12 protein-coding genes are annotated in these 13,704 nt (G+C 62.4%); 8 read left to right on the top strand and 4 right to left on the bottom strand.

Annotated features, from left to right (window positions below; translation table 11 throughout):
• The first annotated feature begins 24 nt into the window (after nt 1-24).
• The 4 genes from RHM69_RS07725 to RHM69_RS07710 all read left to right on the top strand — a co-directional run bounded on the left by RHM69_RS07725 (nt 25) and on the right by RHM69_RS07710 (nt 4,814).
• Nucleotides 25-1,404 carry an iron-containing redox enzyme family protein gene (locus RHM69_RS07725; RefSeq protein ID WP_197865195.1) on the top strand — a complete coding sequence of 460 codons (1,380 nt, stop codon included), beginning with the start codon at nt 25-27 and terminating at the stop codon, nt 1,402-1,404.
• Between the two features lie 11 nt (nt 1,405-1,415).
• Nucleotides 1,416-2,360, top strand: coding sequence for a methyltransferase (locus RHM69_RS07720; protein ID WP_073452240.1), 945 nt, complete (start codon nt 1,416-1,418; stop codon nt 2,358-2,360).
• Between the two features lie 7 nt (nt 2,361-2,367).
• A complete protein-coding gene (locus tag RHM69_RS07715) occupies nt 2,368-3,486 on the top strand; it encodes a carboxylate-amine ligase (RefSeq protein ID WP_060766988.1) in 1,119 nt (372 codons plus the stop codon).
• Between the two features lie 83 nt (nt 3,487-3,569).
• Complete coding sequence (locus RHM69_RS07710; RefSeq protein ID WP_200599891.1) at nt 3,570-4,814, top strand: zinc-dependent alcohol dehydrogenase; 1,245 nt, start codon at nt 3,570-3,572, stop codon at nt 4,812-4,814.
• A 396-nt stretch (nt 4,815-5,210) separates the two neighbouring features.
• Here RHM69_RS07710 and RHM69_RS07705 read toward each other — a convergent pair whose 3' ends face one another.
• On the bottom strand, nt 5,211-5,642 hold the full coding sequence (locus tag RHM69_RS07705; protein ID WP_106111276.1) for a hypothetical protein: 432 nt from the start codon (nt 5,640-5,642) through the stop codon (nt 5,211-5,213).
• Nucleotides 5,643-5,734: 92 nt separating this feature from the next.
• Complete coding sequence (locus tag RHM69_RS07700) at nt 5,735-6,523, bottom strand: AraC family transcriptional regulator (protein ID WP_014718855.1); 789 nt, start codon at nt 6,521-6,523, stop codon at nt 5,735-5,737.
• Between the two features lie 85 nt (nt 6,524-6,608).
• Between RHM69_RS07700 and RHM69_RS07695 the strand changes: the two genes are divergently transcribed.
• The 3 genes from RHM69_RS07695 (at nt 6,609) to RHM69_RS07685 (ending at nt 9,360) form a co-directional block, all read left to right on the top strand.
• Entirely contained in the window at nt 6,609-7,607 is a 999-nt protein-coding gene (locus RHM69_RS07695) for a bile acid:sodium symporter family protein (RefSeq protein ID WP_200599887.1), read from the top strand.
• A gap of 87 nt (nt 7,608-7,694) precedes the next feature.
• Nucleotides 7,695-8,057, top strand: coding sequence for a type 1 fimbrial protein (locus RHM69_RS07690; RefSeq protein WP_014718853.1), 363 nt, complete (start codon nt 7,695-7,697; stop codon nt 8,055-8,057).
• Between the two features lie 112 nt (nt 8,058-8,169).
• Complete coding sequence (locus RHM69_RS07685) at nt 8,170-9,360, top strand: sugar transporter (protein WP_200599885.1); 1,191 nt, start codon at nt 8,170-8,172, stop codon at nt 9,358-9,360.
• Nucleotides 9,361-9,529: 169 nt separating this feature from the next.
• Here the strand turns inward: RHM69_RS07685 and RHM69_RS07680 are convergent, their stop codons facing one another.
• Together RHM69_RS07680 and RHM69_RS07675 are read right to left on the bottom strand one after the other, a co-directional pair.
• Nucleotides 9,530-10,729, bottom strand: a complete 1,200-nt coding sequence (locus RHM69_RS07680) for an NAD(P)/FAD-dependent oxidoreductase (RefSeq protein ID WP_014718851.1) — start codon at nt 10,727-10,729, stop codon at nt 9,530-9,532.
• A gap of 111 nt (nt 10,730-10,840) precedes the next feature.
• On the bottom strand, nt 10,841-11,836 hold the full coding sequence (locus RHM69_RS07675; RefSeq protein ID WP_014718850.1) for a GlxA family transcriptional regulator: 996 nt from the start codon (nt 11,834-11,836) through the stop codon (nt 10,841-10,843).
• Between the two features lie 285 nt (nt 11,837-12,121).
• On the opposite strand from RHM69_RS07675, the gene RHM69_RS07670 reads away from it, so the two are divergent.
• A complete protein-coding gene (locus RHM69_RS07670; RefSeq protein WP_200599883.1) occupies nt 12,122-13,675 on the top strand; it encodes a DUF726 domain-containing protein in 1,554 nt (517 codons plus the stop codon).
• Nucleotides 13,676-13,704: the final 29 nt, after the last annotated feature.

The following is a 13,704-nucleotide window of genomic DNA, read 5'->3' as shown; positions in this document are numbered from 1 at the left end:
ACGGACTTTGCGGAAACTGCCATCATGACACTCCTTACAGCGCTGTCAGGCCAGCCGGCCTCTCTCACCGATTCGGCCCAGGGCCGCCATCAACGGGTGTACCAACAGCTGCATGGCGAAACCCGAGACGCCGCCGAACTGGCGCGTGAATACCTGCACGATCACTTGGCCCTGGTAGAGGCAACCGATTGCGACTTGCCAGAAGCGCCTGAACAACTGCTAGCCTGGGTCGAGCAGCGCTGCGCCGAAGTCGCCCAGGCCTATGCCGACTACCTTGAGCAGCGCCGGCAAGGGGGGCCACGGCGGTATTTTCAGAACAAGGCCCATGCACTGTATTTCCTGCAATGCGTGGCACCCACCAAACAGGTCGACGGCGCCTGGCTCTATGGCTTGCTGCGCTATTGGCAAGACCAGCGCTTCGACGGCCTGCTCACCACTTACCTGGAAGAATTGGGCGACGGTGAAGCCGCGCAGAACCATGTGGTGATCTACCGCAAGTTGCTCAGCGAGCACGATGCCGACAGCGAAGCCGGCCTTGAGGATGAGCATTACCTGCAGGGCGCGCTGCAACTGGCGCTGGGTGTGTGCGCCGACGAGTTCCTGCCCGAGGTCATTGGCTTCAACCTCGGTTACGAACAGCTGCCGCTGCACCTGTTGATCACGGCCTATGAACTCAGTGAACTGGGTATCGACCCCTATTACTTCACGCTGCATGTCACCATCGACAACGCCAGCAGTGGCCATGCGAGCAAGGCGGCGCTATCGGTGCTGAACCTGTTGCCGCTGGGCGAGGGCAGGGCAGACTTCTATCGCCGTGTGGCCGCAGGCTACCGTCTGAATGATCTGGGGCCGGGTACTACGTCTGTGATCAAACAGTTCAACCTGCAGGACGAGGTGGTGGCGATGCTCGAACGCAAGCGCGCCTTCGGCCAGCACATGCATTCGGACTATTGCCGCTTCGAAGGGCAGACCGTCAACCAATGGCTGGCCCGGCCTGGGCAGATCGGCGCTTTCCTCAAGGCCCTCGAAGACAAAGGCTGGATCAAGCACAACCAGGACCCCACCAACAGTCGCTTCTGGCAATTGATCGAGGGCGCTGGCGCCGCGATGTTCGGAGTGTTCAGCGGTTTTGAAAAACAACTGATCCATGACTGGATTGCGGGTGAATGGGTTGCCAGCGAACGCGTGCCGCCCGTGCGGCCGGGACGCGGCAGCCGGTTTTCCCGCGAGCAGCATCGTCCAGCGGACCCGGATACCCAGGCTTTGGCGGAGTCATTGTGCAACTTGCCCGATGAGCAACAGCTCAATGCACTGATCCCGTGGCTGTCGGCACGCCGTCATTGCACGCCTGCCGGGCTGTATGCCACTCGCCGCTTTATCCAACTGCGTGCGCGCCTGCGCTAAGGAATGTGCCTATGTCTGCGCAACAACTGGCTGATCGTGCCTTGTTGAATCTGGGCCGGGGGTTGAAGGAGGGTGGTTATCGCTTTATCACGCCAACGCCCTTGACCCATGAGCGTGTCTATCGGCGGCTGGCGACGCCCCTGGCAATGACGCTGCGCGATGTGTTCGGTTGGTCGATGCCGTTCGATCAAGGCCTGTTGCCCGAGGCCCTGCGTGGAGAATTGCAGCAAGCGGATGTGATCGAAAAGCACGGCGCGCTATGGCGCAGCGCAGTGCGATGGTCGAGCCTCGACGAGCTGCTGTTCGCCCATTCGCCTTATCCCACCGACCAGGCGGACGCGGTGTTTTTCGGCCCCGATAGCTATCGCTTTGCCCAGGTAATCGAAGCTTACCTGCAACAACGTTTCGAGCCGCTCAAGCGCGCCGTGGACATCGGCTGTGGCGCCGGCGTCGGCGCGCTGGTGATTGCTAAAGCCCGGCATGACGCCCAGGTGCTGGCGGTGGATATCAACCCCCGTGCCCTGCGCATGACCGCGGTGAATGCCGAGCTGGCCGCGCTGAATAACGTCAGCGTGTACCACAGTGACGTGCTGGCCAGTGTGGAGGGCGAATTCGACCTGATCGTCGCCAACCCGCCGTACATGAAAGATGACCGCCAGCGCGCCTATCGCCATGGCGGCGGCGCCTTGGGGGAGCAGTTGTCGCTGCGCATCGTCAGTGAGTCCATCGGGCGCCTGGCCCTGGGCGGTAGCCTGCTGCTGTATACCGGGGTGGCGATGGTGGCCGGCAGCGACCCTTTCCTGGAGGCGGTCAAGCCACTGCTAGGCAGCGACGCCTACGGCTGGACCTACCGCGAACTGGACCCGGACGTTTTCGGTGAAGAACTGGAAAAGCCCGGCTATGAGCAGGTGGAGCGCATCGCCGTGGTCGCACTGACTGTCACCCGATTGCGCTGAATACCCGATGCTCACCTTTGGCATTGAAGAGGAATACTTCATCACCGACCTGCACAGCCGCCAGATGGTCGGCGAGCCCTCGGCGGCGGTGCTGGCAGCCTGCCGCGAAGCGATTGGCGCAGGCTTCTCGTTTGAGATGTTCCAGGGCCAGATCGAGGCGGCCTCTCCGGTGTTCACCTCCAGCGCCGAAGCGGCGGACTACTTCCGAGCAGTACGCCGCAACCTGGCGCAATCCCTGGCTGAGTTCGGCCTCGGTGTGGTGTGCGCCGGCAGCCACCCCCTGGCCGATTGGCGTGGGCAACAGCCGACCGATCAGGCGCATTTCCGGCAACTGTTCGACGATATTCAATATGTAGCGCGGCGCAGTGTGTTGTGCGGGCTGCATGTGCATGTGCAGGTGCCGCAAACGCTGGACCGTATCGCGGTGATGAACCAGGTGTCGCCGTGGCTGCCGTTGTTGCTGCTGCTCAGTTGCTCATCGCCTTTCTGGGACGGCGCGCCCAGCGGCTTCATGAGCTACCGCCAGGCCGCGTGCGACGAGTGGCCCCGCATGGGCGTGCCGGAGCACTTTAGCGACTGGGCCGAGTACCTGCGCTACCTGGCCCTTTTGCAGCGCATCGGCGCGATCAAGGCCGATGGCAATGGCTGGTGGGGCATTCGCCCGGCGGCGCGTTACCCCACCCTGGAACTGCGCATGACCGACGCCTGCCCACGGCTGGCGGACGCCTTGGCCCTCGCCACGCTGTTTCGGGTGATGGTTACCCATGCCTGCGCGATGCAGCGCCCTGGAGCCAGGTTCAGTGCCGAGGCGCGCTGGCTGCTCAAGGAGAATCGCTGGCAGGCCAAGCGTTATGGGGCCGCTGGTACCTTTGCGTTGGACGACACCGGCACCCTGGGCAGCGCTGAGCAATGGCTGCAATACGCCCGACAGACCTTTGCCGCCACCGCAGAGGCCATGGGCGAGCCGCTGTTGTTCGATACCTTGGATGCCTTGCTGCAACGCGGCAACAGCGCGACTGAGCAGTTGCGCTGGCACGCCCAGGCCCAGGCCAGCGGCGCCGATGCAATTGCCAGCGTGCGCCAGGTAGTCGACCTGCTGTTGGCCCAGACGCGCGGCGACCATTGATCGGGTGTCGCTCTACGTCGAAGGAACACTGAGGGGCTGCTCTGTCCTTAATTAGTAACCCCTCAACGGCAGGAGCGCAGAGCATGCGAGCGATGACTTACCAGGGCGCACACAAGGTGCAGGTGGATACCGTGCCCGATCCGATCATTGAACAACCCGACGACATTATTTTGCGGGTCACCGCCACTGCGATCTGTGGCTCGGACCTGCACCTGTACCGGGGCAAGATCCCGACCGTGGAGCACGGCGATATCTTCGGCCATGAGTTCATGGGTATCGTCGAAGAAACCGGCCCGGCCGTCACCGCCGTGCAACCCGGCGACCGCGTGGTGATTCCGTTCGTGATTGCCTGTGGCGATTGCTTTTTCTGCCAGCTCCAGCAATTCGCCGCCTGCGAAACCACCAACGATGGGCGCGGTGCGATCCTGAATAAAAAAGCCATCCCACCGGGCGCCGCGCTGTTCGGCTACAGCCGCCTGTATGGCGGCATTCCCGGCGGCCAGGCGGAGTGGGTGCGAGTGCCCAAGGCTAACACCGGGCCGTTCAAGGTGCCCGGCACCCTGGCGGATGAGAAGGTGTTGTTCCTCTCCGATATCCTGCCTACCGCCTGGCAGGCGGTGACCAATGCTGGCATTGGCAAAGGCTCTAGTGTGGCGATTTATGGCGCCGGGCCGGTGGGCCTGCTCAGTGCGGCTTGCGCACAAATGTTGGGCGCCGAGCAGATCTTCATGGTCGACGACCATCCGTATCGTTTGGCCTATGCGCAGAAAATGTACGGTGTGATCCCGATCAACTTCGAAGAAGACGAGGACCCGGCTGACACCATCATCCGCCAGACCGCCGGCATGCGCGGCGTCGATGGCGTGGTGGACGCGGTGGGGTTCGAGGCCAAGGGCAGCACCACGGAAACCCTGCTCACTGCCCTCAAGGTCGAAGGCAGCAGCGGCAAGGCTCTGCGCCAGTGCATCGCCGCCGTACGCCGTGGCGGCGTGGTCAGCGTCGCCGGGGTGTATGCCGGGTTTATCCATGGCTTCATGTTCGGCGATGCCTTCGACAAGGGGCTGACCTTCAAGATGGGCCAGACCCATGTGCAGCGGTTCTTACCGGAGTTGTTGGAGCACATCGAGCTGGGGCATCTGCACCCGGAGGCGATCATCACTCACCGGCTGCCCCTGGAGCAGGCGGCGCGGGGGTATGAGCTGTTTGATAAAGCCGAAGAGGAATGCCGCAAGGTGATCCTGCTACCGGGTGGGAGCGACCGGCCGCTGACCGAGCCAGTGGACGAACTGACCCCTGAGTTGCGCGTACAAGGTGTTCCCGGGTTCTAGGCCAATAACCGGAAAAATGTGGGAGCTGGTTTGCCTGCTATAGCGGTGGTTCAGTTGAATATTCAGTGAGTGACACACCGCCTTCGCGGGCAAGCCCGCTCCCACAGGGGATCTGTGCCGGACGCTGATTTTGTGGGCAATGCATGACCAATGTGGGAGCTGGCTTGCCTGCGAAGACGGCATGACAAGCAACACCTATCTACCTGACACCCCACAATCCTACTGTGGGAGCGGGCTTGCTCGCGAAGGCGGCCTGACAGTCAACACAGTTGGAATGTGTACATATCCATTGCTGCGGTAACGGCCACTGTTACTGCACTACCGCTTTCGCAGGCAAGCCAGCTCCCACATGGATCTTCTTTGCTTCAAAAGTGGTATTTCCCACATTAGCCTGTGTCAGGCCGTGGCTTGCGGCTGGATGCGCAGTTCGCCGTCGACATCCTTGACCAGCCCACTGGCCACAAACAACGGCGCCAGGCGTTTGTGCAACTGTGGCTCGACAAACTCCTTCACCGTATCCAGCGCCAACGCACCACTGAGCGGCAGCTCGGCCTTGGTGTACGACAACCATGCCTTCTTCAACGCCATCAACACATCACTGCCCGCCGTCGAAGCGAAGCGACGGTGCAGGGGCTTGGTGTCGAAGGTGAAGGTGTGTTGGAACTCATAACCGCTTTCATCGCCGCCGTTGGCCGTGCAGCGCACGCAGGTGCAAGGGCCGTCGCCGAAGGCGCTGCGCAGGTAGGCGTTGAAGTCCACCACGGGCTTGAGTGACAGGCGCTTATCAACCTCGAACAGGTCCCCGGTCATTTTTTCGTCAGTGTTCAACGTCCATTTCCTCGCAGTCGGTTGCTGTGTTTCAAAGCGCGGCACAATACCAGCCGAGCGTGGGTTTGGGGATTATTTGCGTCGTGGGAGGGTCAGCGGAAGAACTCACCGGGGGTGGAATCAAACTGCTGACGAAATGCATTGATAAAGGCTGAGGTCGATTCATAGCCACACCCCAATGCCACATCCGTCACCCGCTCGCCTTGTTCCAGGGCGGGCAGAGCGCTCAACAGGCGCAGGCGCTGGCGCCATGCGCGAAACGTCAGCCCGGTGTCACTCAGGAACACCCGACTCAGGGTCTTTTCACTCACCTCCAGCTTTCGGCTCCACTCGCCCAACGTCGTCTGCTGCTCGGGATGCAGGTTGAGGCTGCGGTAGATCTGTCGCAGCCGTGGGTCGTGAGGCAGTGGCAACATCAAATCCACCTGGGGTGCGGCGGCGAGCTGATCGAGCAGTACCTGAGCCAGGCGCCCGTCCGGCCCGTCCTCGGTATATTCCACCGGCAATTGGCTGAAGTTGCGGATCAGCTCGCGTAGCAAACTGCTCACCTCCAGCACCTGGCAACGCTCGGCGGCCCAGGCGGTGACGCTGCAATCGAGGTATAAGCTGCGCATTTCCGTATGGGGTGAACTGAACACCCGATGGGGCATGCCGGCCGGAATCCACACCGCGCGCTGCGGTGGTGCGACGAAACGGCCAACGCTGGTCTGGATCTCCAGCACTCCGGAAATCGCGTAGGACAGCTGCACCCACGGGTGGCTGTGGCGTCGCGTCAGCGCACGGTTGGGCAAGGATTCAGTACGCCCGTACACCGGCCTCGGCAGGCTGGAAAGCCCTGGGACACTGCGGCGAACGGCTTTTTCATGTCCTTTAGGCGGCATTTACTGGCTCATTGGCGTTAGTCGGTAACAGGTGGTTACGTTAGAGTCGTCGCGACGCTCTTGGCAACCCCTGGAAGAATTGCTTATGACCCGGCCCCGGTTTCTCCCCGACAACTTCACCCTCACTCTGATCGCCACGGTGATCCTCGCTTCACTGCTGCCCGCCAGCGGCCAGACCGCCGTGGCGTTCGGCTGGGTCACCAACCTGGCCATCGCGCTGCTTTTTTTCCTCCACGGCGCCAAGCTGTCGCGCAAGGCTATCGTCGCCGGTGCCGGCCACTGGCGTTTGCATTTGCTGGTGTTCAGCCTGACCTTCGTACTATTTCCGTTGTTGGGCCTGGCGCTCAAGCCAGTGCTGTCGCCGTTGATCGGCAACGAGCTGTACATGGGCATGCTCTACCTCTGCGCCTTGCCGGCCACTGTGCAATCGGCGATTGCCTTTACCTCCCTGGCCCGCGGCAACATCCCGGCGGCCATCTGCAGCGCGGCGGCGTCCAGCCTGTTCGGCATCTTCCTGACGCCGCTGCTGGTAGCGCTGCTGCTCAACGTGCATGGGGATGGCGGCTCCACAGTCGATGCGATTGTCAAAATCAGCGTGCAGTTGTTGCTGCCGTTCATTGCCGGGCAGATTGCCAGCCGATGGATCGGTGGCTGGGTCGGGCGTAACAAAGCCTGGCTGAAATTCGTCGACCAGGGCTCGATTCTGCTCGTGGTCTACGGGGCTTTCAGCGAGGCGGTCAACGAAGGCATCTGGCACCAGATCCCGCTGTGGGAATTGGGCGGCTTGGTGGTGGCCTGCTGCGTGTTGCTGGCCCTGGTGTTGGTGGCGTCTACGCTGCTAGGCAAGGCGTTTGGTTTTAACCAGGAAGACCGCATCACCATCCTGTTCTGTGGTTCGAAGAAAAGCCTGGCGACCGGCGTGCCGATGGCGCAGGTGCTGTTTGCCGGAGCGAGCATGGGCGTGTTGATTTTGCCGTTGATGCTGTTTCACCAGATCCAGTTGATGGTCTGCGCGGCGTTGGCCCAACGCTATGCCCAGCGGCCGGAGGGCATCCCCGAGTTAATGGGGCAGGTGGATCCGTGATGCACCTCTCATTCGCGGGTAAATAAGCTCAAGTTAACCGGCGTGACGACGACTTACTTCTTAACTAACCCAAGAAGGAGTGTCGGCATGAACGTTCGTCGTGTAGCGGTAATGACTGGCCTTCTGGGGCTGTGGGCAAGTACCTGCGGCGCCGCACAAACCGTGGGGCAGGGCACCATCAGGTTCAGCGGCGCCATTGTCGAGTCAGGGTGTGCGACAAATGCGCGCAGCGGTTCGGTGATGGAACTGCGCGGCTGTGCCCAATCCAGTCGTGGCAGCCGAATCGAGGTGCGCAGTGTGGCGCCGGTTGTCAGTGTCGATGCACCCCATGTGCGGCTGGTGGCGGACAGCGGCAAGGGGCGCTATTACGATCAGCGTTATGTGTTGGTAGACAGCGCCGGCAAGCTCATCCAGTCAGGCAACTACATCATTACCATGACTTCGCCGTAGGCCGCCGGGCGACGATCCGCAGCAACAGCGGTGCGAGAAACCTATAGAATGCTCGGCGGCGGCGCTTGTCCTGGGTGGCCGCTTGATCACCGTCAGAGTACCGCGCCCGTCAATGAGCCTTTCAGCCGCAACCCCACAAGCCAATTGGCAACCGGTCATCGCCCTTGCGCTGGCCGCGTTTGTGTTCAATACCACCGAATTTGTCCCCGTCGGGCTGCTCAGCGCCATTGGTGCCAGCTTTGATATGCCCGTGGCCAGCGTCGGCCTGATGCTCACCATCTACGCGTGGATCGTGTCGCTGACCTCGCTGCCGGTGATGCTACTGACCCGCAACGTCGAACGGCGCAAGCTGCTGATCGTATTGTTCGGTCTGTTTATTGCCAGCCATATTCTCTCTAGCGTCGCCACCAGCTTCGGCTTGCTGATGGTCAGTCGGGTCGGCATCGCCCTGGCCCATGCGTTGTTCTGGTCGATCACGGCTTCGCTGGCTGTACGCCTGGCGCCAGAGGGCAAGCAGGTGCAGGCCCTTGGCTTGCTGGCCACCGGCACATCCCTGGCGATGGTGTTGGGCATTCCCTTGGGCCGCCTGTTGGGCGAGGCCATGGGCTGGCGCACTACCTTCCTGGTGATCGCCGCGTTCGCCGCCGCCCTGGTGTTCTGGCTGGGGCGCACCTTGCCGCTGCTGCCCAGCCAGAACTCCGGCTCCCTGCGCAGTCTGCCGCTGCTGTTCAAGCGTCCTGCGCTGGTGGCGCTCTATGTGCTGACCACAATGACCGTTACCGCGCAATTCACCGCCTACAGCTACATCGAACCCTTCGTCGAAGGCGTCGCCGGCCTGGGCGGCAGTGCCGTGACCCTGATCCTGCTGGTGTTCGGTGGTGCTGGCATCATCGGCTCGTTGTTGTTCAGCCTAGTGCATCGCCTCAACCCCCACCTGTTCGTGATCGGCGCAGTGTCTATCCTCGCCGCGTGCCTGGCGCTGATGCTGCCGTTGAGCGGCGCCGAGTCTTACCTGGTGGGGCTGAGTATTTTCTGGGGCATGGCGATCATGGGCTTTGGCCTGGCCATGCAGTCCAAGGTGCTGGTGCTGGCACCGGACGCCACCGATGTGGCCATGGCGATGTTTTCCGGGATCTACAACATCGGCATCGGCGGTGGTGCGTTGATGGGCAGTTGGGTCGGCAGCCACTTCGGCTTCGCCTGGATCGGCGCGGCGGGCGGTTTGCTGGCGGGGTTGGCGTTGGTGGGGTATTGCCTGGCGATTCGGCGGTTTGGGCAGGGTGGTGCCCCGATGCCAAGCTGATCGCCCCGTATCCACCGGATAACTGCAGACTTAATGTGGGAGCTGGCTTGCCTGCGATGGCGGTGTGTCAGCCACTGCATCTGTTGCTGCGCGACCGCTTTCGCAGGCAAGCCAGCTCCCACATTTGATCTTCACTGCCTTGAGCAATGCGTTCGCTTAACTGACTGTCCTACGCCACCGGAATCAATGGATCCGCCGCCGCCAGTGCCACTGCTCTATCCGCCGCCGGTGGGTAGATCCACACGCTATTGATCTGCTGTTTGAGTTCCTTGGCTTCCTGGCCCACCAGCTTAAGCTGACGGTCCCAGCCTTCGGTGTACACCGCGCCCCAGGCGCCGAGGTCGAGGCAGGTCACGTATTTGGGTTGGCTGTAGGCCATGGGGGCCACGCCGATCAGATCGGCGGCGACGTTGTTGCCGGCGTAGCGGCCCAGGGCGATGGCGTGCTGGCAGGACATGGCAGCGAAGTTGCCCAGCGCGTCTGTGGCGGCGTAGGCCACGTCGCCAGCGGCGAAGATGGCAGCCTGGCCCTTGACCTTGAGGTGGGCGTCCACGTGCAGGCGGCCCTGGGGATCGCGGGTGCCCTCAACCTGTTCGGTCAGCGGGTTGGCGCGAAAGCCGATGGTCCAGATCACGGTGCTTGATTCAATCCGCTGCCCATCCGCCAGGGTCACGCCACCGGCATCCACCGAGGCGACCGAGGTGTTCAGTACCCATTCAATCCCCAGCTCGCGGCTGGCTTCGATGATCGAGGGGCGTATGCCGTCGCCCATCGACGCGGCAATCTGCGGCCCGCGGTCGACCACGATCACACGGATGTTGGCCGTTTCACCCAGCGCCGCACGCAGGCGCGCCGGCATCTCGGTGGCGGTCTCGATACCGGTAAAGCCGCCGCCGGCCACCACTACGGTATTGCGGGCCGGACTGTCGGGCAGATTTTTGAGGGCCTTGATATGGGCCTCAAGGCGCGCGGCGTCTTCGATCTGATCCACATCGAACACATGCGCGATGCCGTCCATGTCTGGGCGGTTCAAGCGGCTGCCGGCGGCCACTACCAGGCGATCGTAGGCGAGGGTGGCCGGGATGCCAGCCGCGTTGCGGTAGGTCACTTGCTTATTAGTGGCGTCGACGCTGTCGGCAGCGCCTTGCACAAAGGTCACGCCCACAGCGTCGAACAGCGCATCAAGCGGGGCCAGCATGGTATGCACATCGGGCTCGTAGAACCGCGGGCGGATACGCAGCTCCGCTTGGGGGGCGAGCAGGCTGATGCGCACATCGTTGCGGTCGTGTTTATCCAGTAGCCGAGCCGCGCTCAAGGCGCTCCACACGCCACCGAACCCGGCGCCAATGATCAGAATGTGTTGTTTCATGGGGTTGCTCCAGAGACCAGATAAGCCGCAAGGCATTGCCGGATCACTGTAAAAGCAGCAGGGCCTGTCCGAAAGGACAGATAACCCTGGATGACTGCCACCTCTGCCGGCCTAGCGGGAAAAACGCTCGCGGTAGTCGCGCGGTGAGATGGCCAGCTGGCGGTGGAAGGTGCAGCGCATGCGTTCTTCGTCGCCAAACCCGCACAGCCCGGCGATCTGCTCGATGCTGCGCTGTGAGTCTTCAAGCATGCGGCGCGCCGCTTCCATGCGAAACAGCTCAATGGCCTTGGCCGGGGTGCGACCGGTTTTTTGCTTATACACCCGGGCAAAATTGCGTGGGCTCATATGGCTCTGCGCGGCCAAGCGTTCGACGCTGAGGTCACTGTCGCGCAGGTTGTCGCTGATCCAGGCATGCAGCGCATCAAAGCCGGCGCTGTCGGCGGTTTGCGCTTGCAGCACCTGGCTGAACTGCGCCTGGCCACCGGGGCGCTTGAGGAACACCACCAGTTCGCGTGCCACTTGCAGCGCCACTTCGCGCCCGCAGTCGGCCTCCACCAGCGCGAGCGCCAGGTCGATCCCGGCACTGACGCCCGCCGAGGTCCACACCTGGCCCTGCTGCACGAAGATCGCGTCCACGTCCACCTCGATGCTCGGGAAGCGTTGCTTGAGCAGCTCGCACATGGCCCAATGCGTTGCCGCGCGGCGCCCCTCCAGCAAGCCCGCCAGCGCCAGCAAAAACGTGCCGCTGCACACCGAAGCGGTACGTCGCGCCTGACCGGAGGCGTTGCGCAGCCAGTCCACCAGCGCAGTGTTGTCCAGCATGGCTTGCTCAATGGCGGGCGCGCCGGGTACCACCAGGGTGTCGATGGCGGCTGGGTCCAACTGCGCCAAAGCCACAGTGTCGACGCTCAAGCCTTCGGCGGTTGGCATCAGCCCGCCCGCCAGGCTGGCATTGTGCAGCACATAACCTTGCAAACCGCGTTCGGCCATGGCCTTGGTGGCGGCCCAGAACACCGTCTGCGCGCCGGTCAGGTCGAGCAAACCCATCTGCGGATACGTCAGGAACACCAAGGTGCGCGGTTGGGCCAATGGGGAGAGTAGGGTCATACGCTGGCCAGTTGCTCGATCTGGCTCAAGGTGCGCAAGTGTGCACCCATGCCCCTGGTAAATGGCTTGAGTTGTTCAAGTTTGGACGTCATGACAGTGGTCTCCGGTAAAGGGGCAGGGCGCTGTTTTACCATGCCCCCCAGACAGTTTAAGCAGTCGCGCAGCGTTTGGTCTCGGTTGAATACTGTTTTGGCCAGGCCCTTCTGCAAACGTCGGTCAGGATTCACCGTTCTGATCGCCTCTGTTTGTTACTATCGCCATCCCGTCAACCGGAGTCGCCGCCCTATGCAACACCAGTGGGATGAAATGCACCGCACCCGCAAGCCCACGTTCGTCCTGTGTGGCGAGCCCCAGGGGGATGTGCTCAATCTCTATGTTCACGGTTACTCGGCGTTCTTCAACCGCCAGCAACTGGGCAACTTCAAGCAGCAGTTGGCGGGTATCGAAGGCTCGACCAACTTGATGCTGTTCTGGCCGGCGGGGCATTTTCTGGAAAACCTGTTTGCACCGTTCAAGGACGTGCTCGCCTCGCTGCTCGGCGGTGGCGGCCTGGGCGCGGCGACGGTGGGCGTGGGCAAGGCTATTGCCTATTTTCTCGACCATTACAAAAGTGTCGAGGCACGGGTGGATGAAGTGGCCAAGACCTTGTTGCCCGAACTGGCCGGCTACCTGCACAACCAGGCGCTGCCGGTGCGGCGCATCAACCTGATCGGCCATTCCCTGGGCGCACGCATTCTGGTCAAGAGCCTGCTGGCCAGCCCCGAGATCGCTCGCGAACTGCCGTTGAATAACCTGTTGTTGATGGGTGGGGCGATCTGTACCTCGAGCCCCTGGGACGAGGTGTCGGCGCCGCTGAAGGGGCGGTTGATCAACTGCCATTCCAGCAAGGACTGGGCGCTGGCCATGAAGCCCGATACCGAGCGTTGCATCGGCCGCTATGCGATTGACGTGACGCCCGCGCTCAAGGCCAAGGTCACCAATGTGCACCTGGCCAGCTTCGATCATGCCGCCTATTGGCCGCAGTTGAAGACGGTGGTGCAGTACACCGATTTGCTGCAGGAACGGCGCGGCATGATCCGTGTGGACTCGCGCAGCAGTGACGTGCGGTTTGCCGAAGCAGACGTGGACCTGTACCCGGCGTTGGTGCAAGCGCGGCCGGAGGAGCTGAAGTTTCTTGCCGAACTGATGGCGCAAAAGCGCAGTACCGCGATTGATGCCAGTGTGCGTGAGCCGTTGAAACTGGCCATTGAATTGCAGCGCATGGGCGGTGATAGCTTTATGAACCTGGCCCGTGGCCATGGCGTGGGCTATCGCCAGATTGCCGAAGATGTGGCGCAACGCCTGGGCATCAAGTTCGACCAACCACTTGAGCATGTGGCGCTTGCCGAGATCGAAGGGCAGGTCGCAGAAACACTGATCGAGCAGTACAAGGACAAACTCAGCCGCGCTGATCGTCAGGCGTTCGAGGCCGAGCTCAAGGCGGCGGCACAAAAAGAGCAGGGGTTGTTCAACCGCTTGGATGTGGGCCGTTCGGCTACCGCAGCCTTGAGCGGCACGGCGTTGGCCGGGCTGACCGGGTTTATCCTGCGGCGCGGTGCGGCCACGGCGATTCCGGTGGTGGGCCAGGCGCTGGCTGCGGCGATGTTGCTGGTCAGCGGCGTTCGGGCGTTTTCCGGCCCGGCGTATTCGATCACCACCTTGGCGGTACTGGTGGTCGGCGTGATCCGCCAACGCATGGAGCGCGAGGCGCTCAACCAGGAACTGGAGCTGGTGGTGCAAGTGGTGGAAGCGTTTGACCTGCCGCGAGACACGGTGATGCGCACCGTCGCCACCGACTGATAAGCTGCTGCCCAAGTCTTGTGTATTTG

Origin of the sequence: Pseudomonas sp. CCI1.1 (genome assembly GCF_034348165.1) — a bacterium.
Classification (GTDB): domain Bacteria; phylum Pseudomonadota; class Gammaproteobacteria; order Pseudomonadales; family Pseudomonadaceae; genus Aquipseudomonas; species Aquipseudomonas paracarnis.
Note: the sequence above shows the minus strand (reverse complement) of the source record. Positions and strands in the feature narration are given on the sequence as shown.

What these genes read in the sequence shown, in the direction of transcription:
- RHM69_RS07725 (WP_197865195.1), top strand. Translation starts at nt 25, where the DNA reads ATGACACTCCTTACAGCGCTGTCAGGCCAGCCGGCCTCTCTCACCGAT.
- RHM69_RS07720 (WP_073452240.1), top strand. Translation starts at nt 1,416, where the DNA reads ATGTCTGCGCAACAACTGGCTGATCGTGCCTTGTTGAATCTGGGCCGG.
- RHM69_RS07715 (WP_060766988.1), top strand. Translation starts at nt 2,368, where the DNA reads ATGCTCACCTTTGGCATTGAAGAGGAATACTTCATCACCGACCTGCAC.
- RHM69_RS07710 (WP_200599891.1), top strand. Translation starts at nt 3,570, where the DNA reads ATGCGAGCGATGACTTACCAGGGCGCACACAAGGTGCAGGTGGATACC.
- RHM69_RS07700 (WP_014718855.1), bottom strand. Translation starts at nt 6,523, where the DNA reads ATGCCGCCTAAAGGACATGAAAAAGCCGTTCGCCGCAGTGTCCCAGGG.
- RHM69_RS07695 (WP_200599887.1), top strand. Translation starts at nt 6,609, where the DNA reads ATGACCCGGCCCCGGTTTCTCCCCGACAACTTCACCCTCACTCTGATC.
- RHM69_RS07690 (WP_014718853.1), top strand. Translation starts at nt 7,695, where the DNA reads ATGAACGTTCGTCGTGTAGCGGTAATGACTGGCCTTCTGGGGCTGTGG.
- RHM69_RS07685 (WP_200599885.1), top strand. Translation starts at nt 8,170, where the DNA reads ATGAGCCTTTCAGCCGCAACCCCACAAGCCAATTGGCAACCGGTCATC.
- RHM69_RS07680 (WP_014718851.1), bottom strand. Translation starts at nt 10,729, where the DNA reads ATGAAACAACACATTCTGATCATTGGCGCCGGGTTCGGTGGCGTGTGG.
- RHM69_RS07675 (WP_014718850.1), bottom strand. Translation starts at nt 11,836, where the DNA reads ATGACCCTACTCTCCCCATTGGCCCAACCGCGCACCTTGGTGTTCCTG.
- RHM69_RS07670 (WP_200599883.1), top strand. Translation starts at nt 12,122, where the DNA reads ATGCAACACCAGTGGGATGAAATGCACCGCACCCGCAAGCCCACGTTC.